Here is a 19,162-nt window from a genome sequence, read left to right on the forward strand (position 1 = left end):
CTATGAACCTCAGGGAAGCGATTGCAAAGATTGTAAACCGTGAGCACCTCACGGATCTGGAAATGCGCGCCGTCTTTGGCGAGATCATGAGCGGCGACGCCAGCGCCGCCCAGATCGGCGCCTTCCTCACGGCGCTCCGCATGAAGGGCGAAACCATTGACGAGATTGTGGGGGCCACCCGGGCCATGCGGGAGCGGGCCACCTTCGTGGACACCGGCGTGGACACAGAAAACAGTGTGTTGATGGACATCGTGGGCACGGGCGGCGACGGCTCGGGCAGTTTCAACGTGTCCACCTGCACCAGTTTCGTGGTGGCTGCCGCGGGCGTCAGGGTGGCCAAACACGGCAACCGGGCGGTATCGTCGCGCTGCGGCGCGGCCGATGTTCTGGAGGCCCTGGGCGTGAATCTGGAGCTGGCCCCCGACCGGGTGGCCGCCTGTGTAGCGGAGATCGGCATCGGCTTCCTCTTTGCGCCCAAACTGCACCGGGCGATGAAGCACGCCATTGGCCCGCGCCGGGAAATCGGCATCCGCACCATTTTCAACATCCTGGGCCCGCTCACCAATCCGGCAGGCGCAAACGTGCAGTTGACCGGCGTGTTCACGCCCGCCCTGACCCGGGTGATCGCCCAGGTGCTGATGCGGCTGGGCATGAAGCGGGCGATCATTGTCTGGGGCGAAGGCGGGCTGGACGAGATGACCGTCACCGGTGCGACCCATATGGCCGACGCCCATGACGGCAGGGTGACCGAATCCGTGCTCCTGCCGGAAGAACTGGGCCTGAAGCGTGCCACCATGGCGGACATCCGGGGCGGGGCCGACGCGGCGGCATCGGCAGCCATGGTGCGGGCGGTGCTGGCCGGCGAAGCGGGCCCCAGACTCGACATGGTGCTGCTGAACGCGGGCACCGCGCTGATGGCGGCCGGCAAGGCTGCGGACATCCGGGAGGGCATGGCGCTGGCCCGTGAACTCATTCAATCCGGCGCGGCGCTCGGGAAGCTGGATGCGCTGGCAGCCTTTGCCGGGGCCTGAACCATGGCCAGTATTCTGGACAGGATTGTTGCGAGGAAGCGCGAGGAGGTGGCAGCGCTGAAACGGCGCGGCCTGCCGCCGGAGCGGGAAAAAGACGGGCCGCGCGGTTTCATCCGGGCCCTCGTCGCAAGGCGCGCGGGGGGCCAGGTGGCGATTATCGCGGAGGCGAAAAAGGCCTCGCCCTCCAGGGGGCTGATTGCGCCGGACTTTGACCCGGTCGCCATGGCCCGGCACTATCAGGCGGCCGGAGCCGCAGCGGTTTCGGTGCTGACCGAACGGCATTTTTTTCAGGGCGGGCTGGACGATCTCGTGCAGGTGCGGGCGGCCGTGCAGGTGCCGGTACTGCGCAAGGATTTCATCATCGATGCCCTGCAAATCGAGGAGGCGGCGGCCGCGGGCGCAGACGCCGTTCTGCTGATCGCAGCCATCCTGAGCCCAGGCCAGCTCAGGGCCTTTCGCGAGCAGGCGGCGGCATACGGCATGGACGCCCTGGTGGAGGTGCATGACGAGGCGGAACTGGAGAGCGCATTAACAAGCGGGGCACAGCTTGTCGGCGTGAACAACCGCAATCTGCACGACTTTACCGTGGATCTGGCAAGGAGCTTCCGGCTGAAGGCGCTCGTGCCGGACAGCGTGCCGCTGGTCAGCGAATCCGGGATCACCAGTGTGCACGAGCTGCTCCGCCTGAAAGAGGCGGGCATCACCGCCGCCCTGATAGGCGAAAGCCTGATGCGCAGCGGCAAGAGCGGCCCGCTGCTGGCCGAACTGGCCGGGGCCTGAAGACACACCCGCAAGCCGAACAGCCCCTGCCCCCGGCCTCAGGCTGGCTGCCTTGGCGGCCACATCCTAACGCGCCAGCAAAAGCGTGTAGCGGTAGCCGCTTTCGCGCATATGGGCCTCGTACTTCCGGGCCTCCCGCAGGGAGTGGCTGGCAAAGACCAAAACACGGTAGAGGTTCATGCCTGCAGCCGGATACTGCTGAATCACCACGTCGCGGCCCAGCCGGGCAAAGCTGCGGGCCCGGGTGCGGGCCTCTTCCAGGTGTTCGAAGGCACCCACCTGCACGAAGAAATTGCCCCGGTCGAAATCAGGCACAGGACTTTTCCGGGGCTGCGGCCGGGTCGCTGCCGGCGCCTGGGGCCGGCTCGGCGGCGCCGGCCCGGGACTCGCCGCCATGGACGCCTGGGGCCGCTCGCCGGCCTCTTCCAGCGCCACGATTTCCACCCGCGCCGTGCCTCTTGCCACCACCCCGAGTTCCCGGGCCTTGGTGTAACTCAAATCGATGATGCGCTCCCGCACAAAGGGCCCGCGGTCGTTGATGCGCACCACGCTGCTGCGACCGTTGTCCAGATTGCGCACCAGCAGGATGGTCCCCATGGGCAGGGTTTTGTGGGCCGCCGTGTCGCCGTACATGTTGTAGATTTCACCATTGGAGGTGTGCCGGCCGTGAAAGGGCTCGCCGTACCAGGAGGCCACACCCCGCTCACGATAGCCCTTGGCCGAGGGGATGGGCACATAGGTCACCCCCTTCACGACATAGGGCCTTTGGGTGGCTGGAATCTTTCCGCTGGAGCCGGCCTTCTTCTTGCCAGGCAGAGCGATGTGCGGCGGCGGCTTTGGCGCCTTGTGGCCACACCCGGCGCTGGCCAGGGCGAGCAGCAGACACGAGATGACAAACAGCGCCAGGGGCGCGGAATGCGGGCATGGGCAGCGGACAGGGGCGGAAAAAGTGACCATGGTTCAACAGGAGACAGGGGTTTGAGGACGCGGCATCTTCTTGACAGCATAGTATAAAACTGCTACATGAGAAGCCAAATTCCTGCCCGCGCCGCGCCGCGTGCAAAAAAACCTTTGGGCCGATATAGCTCAGCTTGGTAGAGCGACTGATTCGTAATCAGTAGGTCATCAGTTCAAGTCTGATTATCGGCTCCAGTTGTGAGCCCGCGCCCCTTCGGGTCTGCGGGCTTTTTTTATGCTTGTGATCGGGTCTGCCGGTGGAAAATACCACGGTGCGCGGGCAGATGCAGCATGCTGACGGGCAAAGAATGCAACATATGAAAAAGGCGCGGCATATCCTGGGCTGCGTGGCTGTCCTCCTGGCGGTGTCGCTGCTCGCCGGCTGCGATACCGGCAACAGGCAAAAGAACCCCTCAAAACAAGGCCGGCAGATGACCGATCAGGAGCGCTTCTGCTTTGACCAGGGGAAATGGGCGGAGTGGAGCGACCGCCTGGAAGAGTTCAAGTTCGACGACGATCTGGTGGCGCTGTACGCCATCCGGGTCGGGCTTTGCACCATGGTCATGCAGGACCGCATCGACACCGAAAGGGCCATCAAAATTTTCCAGACACGCCATGATGCCCTGATGCAAAAGTGGAACGAGCGCTGGAAAGTCTGGAGCCAGCATCAGCAGGGGGCTGCCCCGCAAAACGGTCCGGCGGAGCAGAAGCAGCCGGAAAAAGCACAGTAGAGCACCTGGCTGTTCTCCGCAGTCCAGGAGCTGGCTCGGCATCCGCCTTTGCCGCCTCCGGTCGGCTCTGTCTGACTGCAACAATCCGGAGGCGATTTCAGCCCTCTCCCTGTGCGACCACGGGCCAGACACCAAGGCGGCCTCATGGCCGCATCCCATTTGCCAAGGATTTCCCATGCCAAACGACCTCATGCTCCGTGCCCGCATCAGCCCCAAAGGCCATCTCGACCTGCTCTCACGGCAGGAGGTCACTGCGCTCCTGCAGGTGAACAGCGGGCCGCTCGCCCGTATTTTCCGCAACTGCTCCCTGGCCGTGCTCAATCATGACGAGTACCAGATAGACGACGATCAGGCCCTCCTGGAGCGCTATCCGGACTATGAGGTACAAGTCATTCAGGACGAACGCGGCATCAAGCTGGAACTCAGGAACGCCCCGGCGGCGGCCTTCGTGGACGGCGAGCTGATCCGCGGCATCAATGAACACCTGTTCTCCGTACTGCGCGACCTGGTCTACATCGACAGCGGCACGGCCAGGCAGTTCGATCTGAAAAGCTCGGACGGCATCACCAACGCGGTGTTCCGCATTCTGCGCAACGCGCGCGTGCTCAAGGCCGGCCTGGAACCCCGGCTCGTGGTCTGCTGGGGCGGGCATTCCATTTCCTGCGAAGAGTATGACTACAGCAAGGAGGTGGGCTACCAGCTCGGGCTGCGTGACATGGACATCTGCACCGGTTGCGGCGCAGGCGCCATGAAAGGCCCGATGAAGGGCGCCGCCGTGGCCCACGCCAAGCAGCGCAACTCTTGCGGCCAGTATCTGGGCATCACCGAGCCGGGCATCATCGCCTCGGAATCGCCCAACCCCATTGTGGCCGATCTGGTCATCATGCCGGATATCGAGAAACGGCTGGAGAGCTTTGTGCGCCTGGGCCACGCCATCATCGTATTTCCCGGCGGCGCAGGCACCATGGAGGAAACCCTCTACATCCTGGGCGTGCTGCTCGACCCGGCCAATGCCCGCATCCCGCTGCCCCTGGTGCTGACCGGCCCGGCCAGCGCCCAGGACCACTTCGCGCTGATGGATCGCTTCCTCACCGAAACTCTGGGGCCCAAGGTGAAAAACCTCTACCGCATCATCATCGACGACCCGGAAGAGGTGGCCCGCTACGTGGTCAAGGGCGTGCGCGAGGTGCGCGACTACCGCAGGGCCACAGAGGACGCCTTCTACTTCAACTGGCACCTGCGCATCCCTCTCGACCTGCAACTGCCCTTTGCGCCGACCCACGAGAATATGCGCACCCTGCGGCTCACCAAGGACAGGCCGGTCAACGAACTGGCCGGTGATCTGCGCCGCGCCTTTTCGGGCATTGTCAGCGGCAACGTCAAGGCCTCCGGCCTCAAAGCCATTGCCGAACAGGGCCCCTTTGAACTGCAGGGCGACATCAGCATCATGAAGCCCATGGACGAGCTGCTCGCCGCCTTCGTGGCCAAGCAGCGCATGAAGCTCCCCAGCGCCAACAAGCAATACACGCCCTGCTACAAACTGGTTGGCGCCTGAGGCAGCAACCGCCACCCCACCCTGCTGTGGCAAGAGGCTGAAAGCGCGCCAAACCGTGCCGCAAAGCCGCAGGAACACAGCAGAGCCAAAGCGCCCCAAAACCTGCAAAAGCGCGTCTGGAGGACGGCAAAGAAAGGGGCAAGAATCCTGTCCGTATTCGCCGAACAGCCGGGCTGTTATACCTGGCTGGCCTTAGCACGACATGGCTGCGCCGGAAGCGGGGCCAGACTGATCCGGGAGCAGGCCCAAAACTCGACCCCGCTGAAACGAAGGGGCACCTGCCCTGACCTGTCCCCCCCAGAGCGGCAGGGATAAAGCCTGCCGCTCGCGCGAGCCACCGCGCCCAGCCGATGCCGCGCTTCTGGCGGTGCCCAGGCCCGATCCGCTTTCCTGAGCGCAGTATGGTTTCGTCTCCTCGTGTCCAGGGCAAAGCTGGCCAGACTTTCCCCACGGGTAAGCCCGGTCCAAGGGGTTTTGGCTCCATCCAGGAAAGCTGATTCAGCCCCTTGCCCACAAGACGCGATGCCCCGGAACATAGCTTTCTTTCAAAGACCACTATCACCATTTTAAATGGCACTTTTTCAGAGTCGGCGGTTTTAGCGGGGCCCTCGGGCATCTGGCGCACAGTGGCTGCGCTCCGCCAGCGCCAAGGCCGGCGGAACCGTGGCCATCCATGCCCAAATGCCCTGCCCGCCCCAGCCTCCATGGGGCCGGAGTCAATGAAAGCCAGAGGGAATCGGCCAGGCTCCTGTAGCCGTGGGGCAGTAACAGGGAACGCCCCCTCCCCTTCCCCGGCCTTCTTTCGGAAACACGCACCAGGCAAGCGATACCCGCCCCACTGCGCTTCGACTGAAATACTGTAAAAAATGCTCCTCTGGCCGAGTGTTCAAAATCCAGATAATTCAGCCGAGTTGACCGAAACCTCGAGGCAAAAGCGCTCAAATCAAAGCGCCAAGATCGGCGTTCAACTGCACAAGCAGGCGGTCTGCTGCACTCTTTATAAAAAAATGCCCTCCAGGAAACATGCGGAGCACAAATGAACCACTGGCATGCTGCCGCCATGCAGACAGCTCTTCCAGTGTGATGTCCTGGTCCTCTTCACCGCCATACACGCAAAGAGGACAGGCAAGTGGAGGACCGGCTTGGAACGTATAGGTTTCGTCCAAAGTGAAATCAGCCCGTAAAAGAGGCAAAAAAACAGCCATCAGTTCCTGGTTCGCTAAAAGGGCTTCCGGAGTGGCCGAGTAACGGCGCAGTTCTTGAAGAAAAAGCTGATCGGGCAGATGGTGCAGAGGACGCGGTTCCCGGATATGTGGTGCCCGGCTGGCGGCTACGAGGAGACAACGTAGGGGCAACTTGTTTTGTTGGGCACAACGTGCCAGTTCAAAAGCGATTTTTGCCCCAAGGCTGTGGCCGAAAAACGCAAAAGGCACATCGAACAGGTGGTACAGCCCTGTAAAAATCCGCTCAACCAAGTGCGACAGAACGAGGCATGCTTGCTCGTTCATCCGGTTCTCACGGCCGGGGAGCTGCACACTGCAAACCTGAACCTGTGCTGGCATATGGCTTTGCCACTGGCGAAACACCGAAGCGCCACCACCCGCGTGGGGAAAACAAAAAAGCCGGAAAGCAGCGCCGCTGGTTTCCGGAGCCGGAAACAACCAAAGATTTTTTTCAGGATTGTCTTGTTTCATGGAGTTCTAAAGGCATAACGAACCAGCCGGGCCTTGCAAAAACGAAGCCGCTTGCCCTGATTATGTAAAAGTTTCCAATGCGCTTGAGCAATTACAACACTTTTGTGCAGCACCTGTAGGCGGTGCATGTCGAGTGAATTTTCTCAACAAACGATGCATTCACGTTGCAAACGCAGCACTGAGAGCCTGGCTGAAAACTTCAGTGAAGATCTGGCTTAAAAAGCCCCTTATTCAGCCTTTACCCTGAGAGCAGTTCGGCAACGTACTGCCTTCTGCAAGGCATTGCCGCAAAATCCTGTCCCGTTCCCGTCACGCTGCAAGCGACCAGCAAAAGCGGTCCGCACACCACTTGCCGGAGCCAGCCCTCGAATCCGGCCACTTCCGGGCGAATCTCAAGCGTCAACGAAATCGCCGCAAAGTCCGTGGCACCGCATACAATTTTGGCAGCACCCTGGTATCGGGAAAGGCGACTACCCTGAGCTCCGCCACGCACGGTAGCGGAAAACGGGTTTGTGTACTCGTGGCAGCTGGCCAGCGCCATCTTGCCTTTCGAAGCGCAGGCAGGCTCAAGCGCCCAATTCCCCGCTCGAGGATCGTCCGGCAAGCAGACAAAGGCCTGCCTCTGCTCCCTCCCACACACAATGTCCCCCTGGATTCCTGGCGGCTCCAGACAGTTTTCTCGCCTCCCTGGGAGGCACAAACACCTATCCGCGGCCTCTCTCTTGCCAGTTTCGACGGAAAAAATCAAAAAATATTTTTTATATGATAAATATTTTATATTTTGTACTATTTTTTACGCTTAAAAATAATTTACTTAAAGGAAAGAGTTTAGTATCTTCATTCGGAAATAATTGAGTTCTTCATTCACTTCGAATTCGATAACTTTTTCCAGAAAAGTATTACATGCTGTTTTCACAAGCCCTTGAGTCCCGTGAGCAGGGAAAATCGGCCAGACGGAAGAGACAAACATGCTGAAACCGAAACACCAAAGCGATTGGTCGATACCGACTGGAAAATCTGTGCGCCGGAGGAGGTGCGCCTCCTCCACACCGGGCAAAGCCGATGTGACAGGCGTGTCTGACGCCGCTCTTGCCGGAAACGGCCACTCCTGTAAGACCTGGCCGAACCAGAGGCCACTGCTCCTGAATCGTTACGATTTCCTGAAAAAGCAGGACACTGCCTGCCACAATTTCCCGGATCAATTCGAGTTGCTCGATGCCCGACACTTTGCCAACCTTATCAACACCGACAAACATCAAGGGCAGGCATTGATCGGGTATTCTTCGTTAAAAGTGTCCCAGCGGAGTTTCGAATCATGGAGAGCCTCAGCCTGTCAGTCGGGGGCCAGGGGATGAACGGTATTACGCCTTATTCCCGGGATAATGCACGCCGGGATGTCAGCAGCATGCTCGCGGGCTCAACAGATTTTGCAGATGAAGACGACCTCATCAGCCTGGGACTTGATTCCATGAAAATTATGCGCCTCGCCGGCAAATGGCGCCGTGCAGGCTGCAATGTGACCTTTGCGGAATTGATGTCGTCGCCCCGTTTGGCCGATTGGCTGCTTTTGTTGGAGCACAATGCGACGGCGAGCCCCGTTGCCGCACAGACACGATCTGAAGTGGCGGCGGCCACAGCAAACGAAAGGCCCTTTCCGCTGACCGATGTACAGTATGCCTATTGGATTGGCCGGCGCGACAGCCAGGTGCTGGGAGGGATGGGCTGTCATGCATACCTGGAGTTTGACGGCGCCAACGTTGAGCCCCAGTCTCTGGCAAGGGCCTGGCAAATGGTACTGCGAAGCCATCCCATGTTGCACGCCAGATTTCTCGAGGATGGTACGCAGCAAATCCCTGCTGTTTTCACTCCACCCCAGCTTGAGGTAACGGATCTGCGGACTGAAACGCCACAACGCCTGGCCGCTGGTCTGGAGGCAATCCGGGCACGCCTGTCCCACCGACGTTTACGGGTGGAACAGGGTGAAGTGATAGGCTTGGCGCTGAGCATGCTGCCCGAGGGGCGCACTCGCATTCACCTGGACGTCGATTTGCTGGTAGCCGACCTGCAAAGCTTGCACAACATCGTGCGTGATTTAACCCTGGCCTTGACGGGCAAGACATTGCCCGCACCGCAGGATTGGAGTTTTGCCGCATATCTGGATTGGGAGCGGCAGACCCATGAGGCGAAAAGGCGCACGGATGAGTCCTGGTGGCAGGAACGCCTTAACGATCTGCCACTCGCGCCGGGCCTGCCTTTGCGAGAAAATTGGCGCGACCTGCGGCAGCCCATCTTCACTCGACGCAGCCGACGCATATCTTGGCTTGAATGGCAGCGTTTTGAAGGCCATTGTCGCAAACGGGGCCTTACTCCGGCCATGACACTGCTCACAATCTATGCGGATGTGCTGGCACGCTGGAGTGGCACATCTCGCTTTACCGTCAATCTCCCTCTGTTTAACCGGCCCGACGGCGTACCGGGGCTCAATGAAGTGGTAGCTGACTTCACCACCATTCTGATCTTGGCGGTAGACTACCAAGAGCGCCCCTTCTGGGAACGGGTCAAAGATATACAAACGTGTTTTCACCGGGATGCGGCACACGTATACTGGTCAGGTGTGCAGGTACTGCGCGCCCAGAAACGCCTGCACGCCGGCAGTGACGACAGGCCTCAGGTCGTGTTCGCTTACAATCTAGGCTCAAGGCTGGCAGATGCCGCAAGCGATGCGGTACTGGGGCGCCTGAGCTACATGATTTCGCAGACGCCGCAGGTGGGCTTAGATTTTCAGGTGCATGACCTGGAAGACGCTGTGCTGCTGGCCTGGGACAGTGTAGACGACATTTTCCCGGAAAGGCTTATTGATGACATGTTTGCCGCCTGCATGGCCCGCATGCAACAGGCCTTGGATGATGACGAGAGCAAACTCAATCAGGCAATTGTTCTTCCGCAACAGCCCACAACTTCCGTTCTCCCCATCTCTGCCCTATCCGACCACCGCCTCCTCCATGATGCTTTTTTTGCCCATGCGCAAAGGAACGGTGATGCCCAGGCCTTGATTGATGGCGCAAGCGGCGTCTGCACTAGCTATGGCATGCTGGCCCGACAGGCACGGCAAGTGGCGGCATTATTGCAGCGGGAGGGCATTCGACCAGGCGACACCGTCGCCATCACTCTGCCGCGCGGAACGGAACAGGTCGCCGCCGTTTTGGGCACTGCGGCCGCAGGTGCCTGCTATGTGCCCATGAGCCCAAGCCAGCCCGTACCACGCATGGCGCATATGTACATTCAGGGCCGTGTTCGTTGTACTCTGACCAATGAGACCTTGGCCAATACACTGGTTTGGCCACAAACAGCAAAACCAGTGGATGTCAACGCGGCTTGGGACCTTCCGGACGATGTGTCCCTGCCCTTTCTGCCAAGCGACGCACTCGCCTATATTATCTTCACCTCCGGCTCTACCGGCATGCCCAAGGGCGTTGTCATCGAGCATGCGGCCGCCTGTAACACCATTGCCGCTGTCAACCACCTGGTGGGTGTGGGCACAAATGACCGCCTGTTGACGGTGTCTGCCTTGGATTTCGATCTCTCGGTCTACGACATTTTTGGTGTTTTGGGCAGTGGTGGCCAATTGGTGCAGGTGGGCGATGCCAGCTGGCGGGATGCGGCCGCCTGGCTTGACATGATACAGCGGCATAACGTCACCATGTGGAATTCCGTACCCACTTTGCTGGACATGCTACTGACCACAGTTGCCGGAAAGGCGGGGAGGCAAAACCCATCTACGCCTTTGCCCCTTAAAACAGTCCTCCTCTCCGGTGACCGAGTGGGGCTTGACCTGCCCTCCCGCCTCTGGACTTGTGCACCATCCTGCCGCTTTTTCGCGCTGGGAGGCGCTACCGAAGCCGCCATCTGGTCCAATGTTTTTCAGGTGACAAGTCCGCCGCCCACGCACTGGCATTCCATTCCTTACGGGCAGCCTTTGTCGGGACAGTGCTATCGCGTCGTCGATGGTCAGGGGCGCGACTGCCCTACCTGGACGGCCGGTGAATTGTGGATAGGTGGCACTGGATTGGCTCGAGGCTATGCCAACGATCCAGAACAAACAGCTCGACGCTTTGTGGTGCAGGATGGCTCGCGCTGGTACCGCACCGGCGACCAGGGTCGTTTCTGGGCTGATGGTACGATAGAATTCCTGGGGCGCTTGGATTTCCAGCTTAAAATCCGCGGACACCGTATTGAACCGGGCGAAATTGAAGGAGCGCTGCGCCGTCACCCGGCAGTTCGCCAGGCTGCCGTGCAAGGCGTCGACACCGGTACGACACGCCGATTGGTCGCCTGGGTCGTGTTCAATAAAGACATTGCAAGGAGCGAACTGCGGGCCTTTCTGGGGCAGAATTTACCCTCCTTCATGATTCCCGAGCAGTACGTGGCAATGACTGCACTACCGCTTAATGCCAATGGCAAGGTAGACCGCAAGGCGCTGCCGCTTCCGGACGAAATCACCTCATCAGAAACAGTCGATGATCCACCATGTACACCGCTGGAACAGAAATTAGCCGTAATCTGGCAGCAAGAGCTGGGTCTGACTCGCGTGGGCCGACAGGATAATTTTCTGCAGTGCGGCGGTGATTCCCTGATGGCGACCCGCCTCGTGACCCGTATCCGACGCGAGCTGGGATGTGACTTGCCGCTGGATCAGCTCTTCCTGGAGGGTACAATTGCAGCGGTTGCTGCACGCCTGGAGCGACATGATGCATCGCCCGTACTGCCAGAATTGCCACAAATTGTACCGAGCCCCAAAGACCGTTTGAAGAGGTTTCCGTTTACAGACATTCAGTATGCCTACTGGATCGGTCGCAGCAACGCCTATGAGCTGGGGCAGGTATCGAGTCATATTTTTTTCGAAATTGACAGTCAGATTACAGATATCCCGCGCCTGAACGCCGCCTGGCGGCGTGTAGTCGCACGGCACGACATGCTGCGCGCTGTATGTACGGAGGATGGGCAGCAGGTACTGGCCGATACACCGGACTACAGCTTGAGCGTCCAGGATTTACGCGGAATTGCTCCAGAGAAGAGGGAGCAGCTACTCGCAGGATTACGGCGCGAGATGAGCCGCCAGATACTCCCCGCCGACCGCTGGCCACTCTTTGATTTGAGGGCCGTGCGTTACGACGCTGAAGACGGCGAGCGCACCCGCCTCTTTCTCGATTTTGACGCGCTGATCGCAGATGCCTGGAGCGTCTTTCTGGTGCTGGGCGAATGGATGGATTTTTACGAGCAGCCAGCCCTGCGCCTCCCGGAGCTGACGCTCTTCTTCCGTGACTGCGTGCTGGCAGGCACTGAGTTGGAAAAAAGCGCCGGCTACCAGGAGGATCGCGATTGGTGGCTGGCGCGGCTTGATTCCCTGCCGCCAGCGCCAGCACTGCCCCTGGCCTGTCGTCCCGAAGAGCTCCGGCACCCTGAATTTCTCCACTTGGGCGACCGATTGCCCGCCCCTCTCTGGACATCGCTGCAGGAAAATGCCGCCAAGGCAGGCATCACGGCATCCGGCCTTCTGATCAGCGCCTACGCCGAGGTACTGGGCCGTTGGAGCCAGAACAGCCACTTTACCCTGAATCTGACTCTTTTTAATCGACAAGCGCTGCATCCCCAAATGGATGTCATTGTGGGCGACTTTACCTCGCTCTCCCTGCTGGAGGTCGACCTTCGTTCAGCGCCCAGTTTTGCCGACCGCGCCCGCGCTCTCCAGCGTCAGCTCTGGACCGATATGAACCATCGCCAGTACAGCGGTATTCGGGTGCTACGCGAAATGACACAGCGGGCAGGGCGGCGCGCCTCGATGCCGGTTGTCTTCACTGGCGCTCTGGGTCTGGGGCGTGGCGGGCATGAGCAAAGGAAAAGCGCATCATTGGAAAGGTTGGGGCAGCTCGTTTTCGGCTGCGCTCAGACGCCGCAGGTCTGGCTGGATTATCAGGCCTATGAACAGGAAGGTGGCCTCGTCGTTAATTGGGATGCAGTCGACGGTTTGTTTCCCGCCGGTCTGCCAGAAGCGATGTTTGCCGCCTATATTGATCTGATGCACGCTTTGGCCCGCCAGGAAACCTGGGATCTGGAAGATCCCGTACGCCTGCCTGCCGCGCAACTGAGTGCGCGGGAAGACTTTAACGCCAGTGACTGCCCTCAGGATGACTGCACACTGCCGGATTTGGTGCTTCGGCAGGTTGCGAGCCACAGCGATTCTATTGCAGTCATCAGTGCAACCGGAACGATCAGCTATGGGCAGTTGGCCGGATACGCCCGGGCTGTCGCTCTGGCAGCCGTGCGGTGTGGTTTGCGCCACGGCGCTGTAGCCGCAGTGGTCATGGAAAAGGGGTGGGAACAGGCGGCCGCCTGCCTGGGCATTTTGATGGCCGGCGCGGCCTATTTGCCACTGGATCCGGAGCTACCCGAAGAACGGCTGCACTGGATTCTGGAGGACAGTCAGGCAAAAATTATTTTGTCGCAGCAGTCGGTGATAGCGCGACTCCCCTGGCCAGCGGGCATTCAGCCTATTGCCGTTGATGGCTTGGAGCCGGCCGAACATGGACCGGAGACCGCTCCAGCAAACCCGAAGGACTTAGCTTACATCATCTACACCTCCGGCTCCACAGGCAGGCCCAAAGGCGTGATGATTAACCACCGGGGCGCGGTCAATACCATTTTGGACATCAACCGCCGCTTTAACGTAAATTGCGAAGACCGCGTCCTGGCGACCTCTGCCCTGCATTTTGACCTCTCGGTGTATGATCTCTTTGGCGTATTGGGCAGTGGTGGTGCAGTGGTCATGCCCCCGTCCGATGGCCTACGCGATCCTGAATGTTGGATTGGACTCATCCAACAACATGGCATCTCGCTTTGGAACTCTGCGCCTGCGCTCATGGAGATGCTGGTATTGCATTTAGAGCGCGCGCATCTCAAGTTGCCCAATACCTTGCGTCTGTCGCTGCTGTCCGGCGATTGGATTCCGGTTGCGCTGCCGGCCCGTTTGGCCAAGTTGGCCCCAAACATGCACATCGTCAGCCTCGGTGGCGCCACAGAAGCCTCCATCTGGTCAGTTGCCCACTATCCAGTAGCCGAGGAGCGCCCGGACTGGGCTAGCGTGCCCTACGGACGGCCGTTGGCCAACCAGCGCCTCTATGTCCTAAACGATGCAATGTCTCCGTGCCCGGACTGGACACCCGGACACCTGTATATAGGAGGAACAGGCCTGGCCATGGGCTATTGGCATGCCCCGGAAAACACGAAAGCGGCTTTTATACGCCATCCAAAAACCGGGGAAGCCCTGTATAAAACCGGCGATCTGGCTCGATTCAGGCCAGAAGGTCTACTGGAATTTCTGGGCAGGGACGATTTCCAAGTCAAGATTCGGGGCCAGCGTATCGAACTGGGAGAAATTGAGTACTGGCTGCTGCGGGAACCAGGTGTGCAAGCCGCAACTGTGGTGGTGGCCGGCAGCGGTGACGACGCTTACCTCGTCGCCTTTGTCGCACCCCGCCCGGCACATGGTTCAACACCAAGCGAAGGTTGGCTGGATAATCTGCGACGCAAACTGCCGGCATCCATGGTCCCGCGTGCTGTAACCGCCTTGGAGACCATGCCCCTGACCACAAACGGCAAGGTGGACCGGAAAGCGCTGATAGAGCTTGCAAAAAACAGTTCAGCCCCTCCAGCCGCAAAAAGGGCCCTTATCTCCCCCCAGAGTGAGGCCGAACAACAAGTGGCGTCTCTTTGGATGGAAGTGTTGCACTGTCCTCAGGTTGGCCGGGAAGAAAACTTCTTTGAGCAGGGGGGCAACTCGCTTTTGGCAGTTCAGCTGGCGCATAGGCTACGGGATACGTTCCACCAGGATTTTCCTATAATTACCGTATTTGCCAATCCGACAGTGGCAGCTCAGGCATGTCTGGTCAACGGCAAACAACAAGATGGGCAAGATGGCGCGACTCTCCGTGGTGAACGCAGATTTCAGGCATTGCGCCAAAGATTTGCCCAAACGGTGGGCAAGCAAACAAATGACAAAAAAGGGATGATATAATGGAAACGACAACCCTGCCGGGCATTGCCATTGTAGGTATGGCCGGCAGATTTCCTGGTGCCCCAACCTTGGCGCAGTTTTGGCGCAACCTCAAGAACGGGGTTGATGCTCTTCATGCGTTTACTGACAATGAAATTTCTTCCCTCGTTCCCCAGGAGGTAAGAAACGCACCTAATTTCGTAAAGGCCGGTTACGTCCTGGACGATATAGACTGCTTTGACGCGGCCTTCTTCAACATAAGCGCACGCGATGCCAGTTATATGGATCCGCAACACCGTCTCTTTTTGGAGTGTGCCTGGGAAGCGATGGAAAACGCAGGGTATGTACCAGGCACACAACAAGGCCCGGTTGGCGTTTACGCGAGTGCAGCGATCAGTACGTACCTGGTGCAACTCGCAGGCGAATTTCAGCCCTGGCAGCCCACCCGTTTCTTTGATGTGCTTTTGGGTAACGATAAAGACTATATTGCTTCTCGAGTCTGCTATAAGCTTGGGCTGAGTGGTCCCAGTTTAGTAGTACAAAGTGCCTGTTCTAGTTCACTTGCCGCCGTTTGCTTGGCCTGTGATAGTCTGTTGAATGGCCAGACTGATATGGCATTGGCAGGGGGAGTATGTCTGACCATACCACAACGGCATGGCTACTTGTGCGTGGATGGCGATGGCTTTCTGTCACCCAAAGCTCAATGCAGAGCCTTTGATGCAGAAGCCAATGGCACTGTGCAGGGAAACGGCGTTGGCGTAGTAGTGCTCAAGCGAATCAAAGATGCAGTGCAAGACGGTGATACTATTCATGCGGTCATTCAAGGTTTTGCTCTCAACAATGATGGTGCTGGACGTGCCGGTTTCACCGCTCCTAATCCCATTGGACAGGCACAGGTGATACGAGAGGCCATGGCCATGGCCGGAGTTAGGCCCGAGGATATATCCTATGTGGAAGCCCACGGCACGGGCACTGCGTTGGGTGACCCTTTGGAAATCCAGTCGCTCTCTTCGGTTTGGGGCAAAGACTTTACACCACGGAGCTGCCCAATCGGCTCTGTCAAGACCAATATCGGCCACCTCAATACTGCTGCTGGTGTGGCGGCACTCATCAAAACGACTTTGTCCATTGAGCATGGTCAAATACCTCCCAGTCTTCACTTTGAACGGCCCAATCCTGCCATCAATTTTGCGGCTACTCCTTTCTATGTCAACACGACCCTGCAAAATTGGCCTTTAGGCAAGGAGCCACGCTACGCTGGTGTGAGCTCTTTCGGCTTTGGCGGTGCCAATGCCCACGTAGTACTGAGTGAAGCCCCCACAATTCGCCATATGGAAAAACGTCGGACCTGGCAGGTCCTGCCTCTGTCAGCCCGGAGCTCGGAAGAACTGAGTGCCATGCTTGAACGGCTACACGAACACTTGAAGACAAATCCCAGCGATGTAGGCGACGTAGCCTACACATTACAGGTAGGGCGTAAAGTTTTTCCTTGGAGAACAACTCTTGTCTGTAAGGATCTTCCAGAAGCCATAGCCCAGCTCGAGCATGGTAGTCCAATTTGTGGCCCATCATCAGAGAGCCCATTAGCACCACTGTTTTTCCTACCGGCTGACGGAGTATTTTCTGGACTAGCATCCAGGCTTTACCAGGATGAACCGGTTTTTCACCAGGTCCTAGACGAGTGTAGTGCTGTTCTAAAAGAAATTGCAGGGCAAGACATTGTCCCATGGCTGGCCGGAACGGCGAGGAGCTCGATACAAGCTCATCCCGGTGCGCTGTGCGCCTTGCAGATAGCCCTAGGACGTTTATGGCTGTCTTGGGGTGTAGAGCCGGCCTCTTTGCTGGGGCATGGTGCTGGCCTTTGCGCAGGTGCGGAGCTGAGTGGGCTGCTTGACCGCAAAGCGGCCTTGGCCTTGGCCTGCGCATTGGTAGAAAATGCCGACGATAAGCCACAAGCTGCGCTACCGACGCTACTACCCAAACTGCCACGTTGGCCACTTTACGCCGCAGCTGGCGGTTTAGTTACGGCCCAGAAAGCTCCAAATAGTGACTTTTGGTTACAACAAGCCCAGGAAAAGCCAAATGTTTTGAATGTACTTGCCACCATCCCTCAGGATGGCGTTGGGGCCCTGCTGATACTAGGAGGGTACGAATCGACGCAATTAACCGAACTCACGCGAAGCAGCACTATACCAATAATTACAAGCCTAGATATAAGCAAAGATAAAGAACCAAAAGATAAAACAATATATAGTGCTTTAGGAGAATTATGGCGTGTAGGCTGTACTGTTGATTGGCAAAGCACTACAGTACATAATGACTGCGGTAGACGCGTTCCTTTACCTACATATCCTTTTAAACGTCAGCGCTTTTGGCTGAAACGACCACTCAAGACCTTGCCTGAAGAAGCCACACATAGAGAATCAGTCAACTCTGATTTAGCAAATTCAGTTGAAATGTCTGATTGGTTTTATGAACCAGTTTGGCAACGTCTTCAATCACGATTTAAGCCTCTTCCTGCAATCCAAATAAAAAAGGAAAATTGGCTACTTTGTATGGACGAAAGCGGCTTCGGCGAATTGTTTGCCGCCCTTTTGCGTCAGTTAGGCCAGCAGGTAACAATGGTCCGTCGAGGTAAAAATTTTAATCCTTCCGGTCAAGATACCTTCAGCCTGCGGCCAGAATGCCAGGATGACTGGAAGACACTGTTTGATGCTTTATCAGTTTCTGGAAGAAATCCTAATCGTGTGGTGTATTTCTGGCCAATTGATGACACAGATAATACAGTTAACCTATATACAGATTGCTACAATGGCTTAATTCAATTGATTTGTCTTCTAGGAGAACAAAAGAATAATAATCAATACAATATATCTGTTATTTCTCGTCAATTACACGTGGTATTAGGTGAAGAAGATGTTAAACCGGAAAAATCATTACTTTTGGGACCATGCCTTGTATCGACACAGGAATACCCCAACTTACGTGTTCTCGTCATAGATCTACCTAAGGAATCAAAATCAACATCCACGTATATTGAACCATTGTTAAGTGATATACTTGCAAATACTGAAACAATTACTGAATCGTGCCATATTTTGGCTTATCGAGGTGGTTTTCGTTGGGCACGCCATTTCACGCCACTACTGCTTGAACCTCAGAAGGATAACTTTGCTTTTAAGCATGGCGGTACTTATATCATTGTTGGTGGATTGGGTGGTATCGGTACAGTAATAACCAAATTTCTCGCCAAGGAATATAAGGCTCGCTTGGTCATAATAGGACGATCACCGCTGCCACCTCAGGAACAGTGGCCCCAACTCATCGAAAATTCTGTCGATACGGCATTAACCACTCGCCTTCGGCACCTTATTCAGCTCAAGGCACAAGGAGCTCAGGTACTGACGTTTAGTGCTGACATTGCCGATGAGGTAGCTATGCGACAGATTTTTACCGAAACTAGTGCAGCTTTTGGAAAATTAGATGGGATTATTCATGTAGCGGGAATCAACCGACAGAATCTCATGTGTCAAGTCGCTAATGCAGAGCATGAAACTATCATATCTGGAAATCTATGCTCAAAAGTACAGGGAGCTTACGTTTTGGAACGTCTCTCCACAGAATTTCAACCCGGCTTTTTAGCATATTTTTCATCTTTGGCTTCCTTTGGTGGGTTGTCAGGAAGTGTTGAATATACGGCAGCAAATGCCGTACTGGATACTTGGGCCGATTGTCCAGCCATTGGTTTTCGTCGAATCGTTATCAACTGGAATTACTGGCTTGGTGTAGGAATGGGAAAAAATACAGTAAATGGAGCATTAACCGACGGTTTAACACCGGATCAAGGAATGATAATATTTCAACGAATATTAGATTCAGATTGTACACATATTGCCATATGCACACGCGATCTAGATACATTAATATATCAAGCACGACAACAAAAGAGTAATATTAAACATAATATTCCAACAGAAGAACGTAGTAAATCTGCAGATAGACCAGAGATAGATGCAGATTATATATCTCCTAATAATGAATTAGAGATTACTCTATGTAATTTATGGGCAGAAGTTTTGGAAATTGCCAATGTTGGATTAAATGATCCATTTTTAGACTTGGGTGGCGATTCCTTAGCGGCTATTAAGCTGGACGCACGCCTACGCGAGATTTTTAATATCAAGATACCAGTTAACGTACTATTTACTCACAATACGGTAACTAAGTTGGCATTATATCTTCTAGAAAATGAAGAATATACTGGACAAGTTCTAGAAACAGCACAAGCATTTCAAAAAGTCAAAAATATGAGCTCTGAAGAGATTAAAGAAGCTCTTAAACAAATTAATGGATGATTACTTATC

General features: G+C 56.7%; 9 protein-coding genes and 1 tRNA gene. 8 read left to right on the top strand and 2 right to left on the bottom strand.

Annotation, left to right across the window (positions count from 1 at the left end):
* The first annotated feature begins 2 nt into the window (after positions 1 to 2).
* Both trpD and trpC read left to right on the top strand, forming a co-directional pair.
* Positions 3 to 1,031, top strand: coding sequence for an anthranilate phosphoribosyltransferase (gene trpD / locus CAY53_RS00225; protein ID WP_104935425.1), 1,029 nt, complete (start codon positions 3 to 5; stop codon positions 1,029 to 1,031).
* A gap of 3 nt (positions 1,032 to 1,034) precedes the next feature.
* The gene (gene trpC, locus CAY53_RS00230; RefSeq protein ID WP_104935426.1) at positions 1,035 to 1,811 is read left to right on the top strand and encodes an indole-3-glycerol phosphate synthase TrpC; all 777 of its coding nucleotides are present in this window, start codon (positions 1,035 to 1,037) and stop codon (positions 1,809 to 1,811) included.
* A 66-nt stretch (positions 1,812 to 1,877) separates the two neighbouring features.
* Here the strand turns inward: trpC and CAY53_RS00235 are convergent, their stop codons facing one another.
* Positions 1,878 to 2,768: a septal ring lytic transglycosylase RlpA family protein gene (locus CAY53_RS00235; RefSeq protein ID WP_104935427.1), complete on the bottom strand. Its 891-nt coding sequence runs from the start codon at positions 2,766 to 2,768 to the stop codon at positions 1,878 to 1,880.
* Between the two features lie 118 nt (positions 2,769 to 2,886).
* On the opposite strand from CAY53_RS00235, the gene CAY53_RS00240 reads away from it, so the two are divergent.
* The 3 genes from CAY53_RS00240 to ppnN all read left to right on the top strand — a co-directional run bounded on the left by CAY53_RS00240 (position 2,887) and on the right by ppnN (position 5,054).
* Positions 2,887 to 2,963: transfer RNA gene (locus tag CAY53_RS00240), tRNA-Thr, on the top strand.
* Positions 2,964 to 3,085: 122 nt separating this feature from the next.
* A complete protein-coding gene (locus CAY53_RS00245; RefSeq protein ID WP_104935428.1) occupies positions 3,086 to 3,499 on the top strand; it encodes a hypothetical protein in 414 nt (137 codons plus the stop codon).
* Between the two features lie 175 nt (positions 3,500 to 3,674).
* A complete protein-coding gene (gene ppnN / locus CAY53_RS00250) occupies positions 3,675 to 5,054 on the top strand; it encodes a nucleotide 5'-monophosphate nucleosidase PpnN (protein WP_104935429.1) in 1,380 nt (459 codons plus the stop codon).
* A 938-nt stretch (positions 5,055 to 5,992) separates the two neighbouring features.
* Here ppnN and CAY53_RS00255 read toward each other — a convergent pair.
* The gene (locus CAY53_RS00255; RefSeq protein WP_104935430.1) at positions 5,993 to 6,748 is read right to left on the bottom strand and encodes a thioesterase II family protein; all 756 of its coding nucleotides are present in this window, start codon (positions 6,746 to 6,748) and stop codon (positions 5,993 to 5,995) included.
* A 968-nt stretch (positions 6,749 to 7,716) separates the two neighbouring features.
* Here CAY53_RS00255 and CAY53_RS12355 point away from each other — a divergent pair.
* Genes CAY53_RS12355 through CAY53_RS00270 form a run of 3 tightly spaced genes read left to right on the top strand, consistent with a single transcriptional unit; the run spans position 7,717 to position 19,153 of the window.
* On the top strand, positions 7,717 to 8,103 hold the full coding sequence (locus CAY53_RS12355; RefSeq protein ID WP_146106335.1) for a hypothetical protein: 387 nt from the start codon (positions 7,717 to 7,719) through the stop codon (positions 8,101 to 8,103).
* Positions 8,064 to 14,819, top strand: coding sequence for a non-ribosomal peptide synthetase (locus CAY53_RS00265; RefSeq protein ID WP_104935432.1), 6,756 nt, complete (start codon positions 8,064 to 8,066; stop codon positions 14,817 to 14,819). The genes CAY53_RS12355 and CAY53_RS00265 overlap by 40 nt, the downstream gene beginning before the upstream one ends.
* Positions 14,819 to 19,153: a type I polyketide synthase gene (locus tag CAY53_RS00270; protein ID WP_104935433.1), complete on the top strand. Its 4,335-nt coding sequence runs from the start codon at positions 14,819 to 14,821 to the stop codon at positions 19,151 to 19,153. The genes CAY53_RS00265 and CAY53_RS00270 overlap by 1 nt, the downstream gene beginning before the upstream one ends.
* Positions 19,154 to 19,162 lie beyond the last annotated feature (9 nt).

Source organism: Desulfobulbus oralis (assembly GCF_002952055.1).
Taxonomy (GTDB): Bacteria; Desulfobacterota; Desulfobulbia; order Desulfobulbales; family Desulfobulbaceae; genus Desulfobulbus; species Desulfobulbus oralis.

Excerpts from the sequence above, each read along its gene's own strand:
- trpD (WP_104935425.1), top strand. The coding sequence starts at position 3 with ATGAACCTCAGGGAAGCGATTGCAAAGATTGTAAACCGTGAGCACCTC.
- trpC (WP_104935426.1), top strand. The coding sequence starts at position 1,035 with ATGGCCAGTATTCTGGACAGGATTGTTGCGAGGAAGCGCGAGGAGGTG.
- CAY53_RS00235 (WP_104935427.1), bottom strand. The coding sequence starts at position 2,768 with ATGGTCACTTTTTCCGCCCCTGTCCGCTGCCCATGCCCGCATTCCGCG.
- CAY53_RS00245 (WP_104935428.1), top strand. The coding sequence starts at position 3,086 with ATGAAAAAGGCGCGGCATATCCTGGGCTGCGTGGCTGTCCTCCTGGCG.
- ppnN (WP_104935429.1), top strand. The coding sequence starts at position 3,675 with ATGCCAAACGACCTCATGCTCCGTGCCCGCATCAGCCCCAAAGGCCAT.
- CAY53_RS00255 (WP_104935430.1), bottom strand. The coding sequence starts at position 6,748 with ATGAAACAAGACAATCCTGAAAAAAATCTTTGGTTGTTTCCGGCTCCG.
- CAY53_RS12355 (WP_146106335.1), top strand. The coding sequence starts at position 7,717 with ATGCTGAAACCGAAACACCAAAGCGATTGGTCGATACCGACTGGAAAA.
- CAY53_RS00265 (WP_104935432.1), top strand. The coding sequence starts at position 8,064 with ATGGAGAGCCTCAGCCTGTCAGTCGGGGGCCAGGGGATGAACGGTATT.
- CAY53_RS00270 (WP_104935433.1), top strand. The coding sequence starts at position 14,819 with ATGGAAACGACAACCCTGCCGGGCATTGCCATTGTAGGTATGGCCGGC.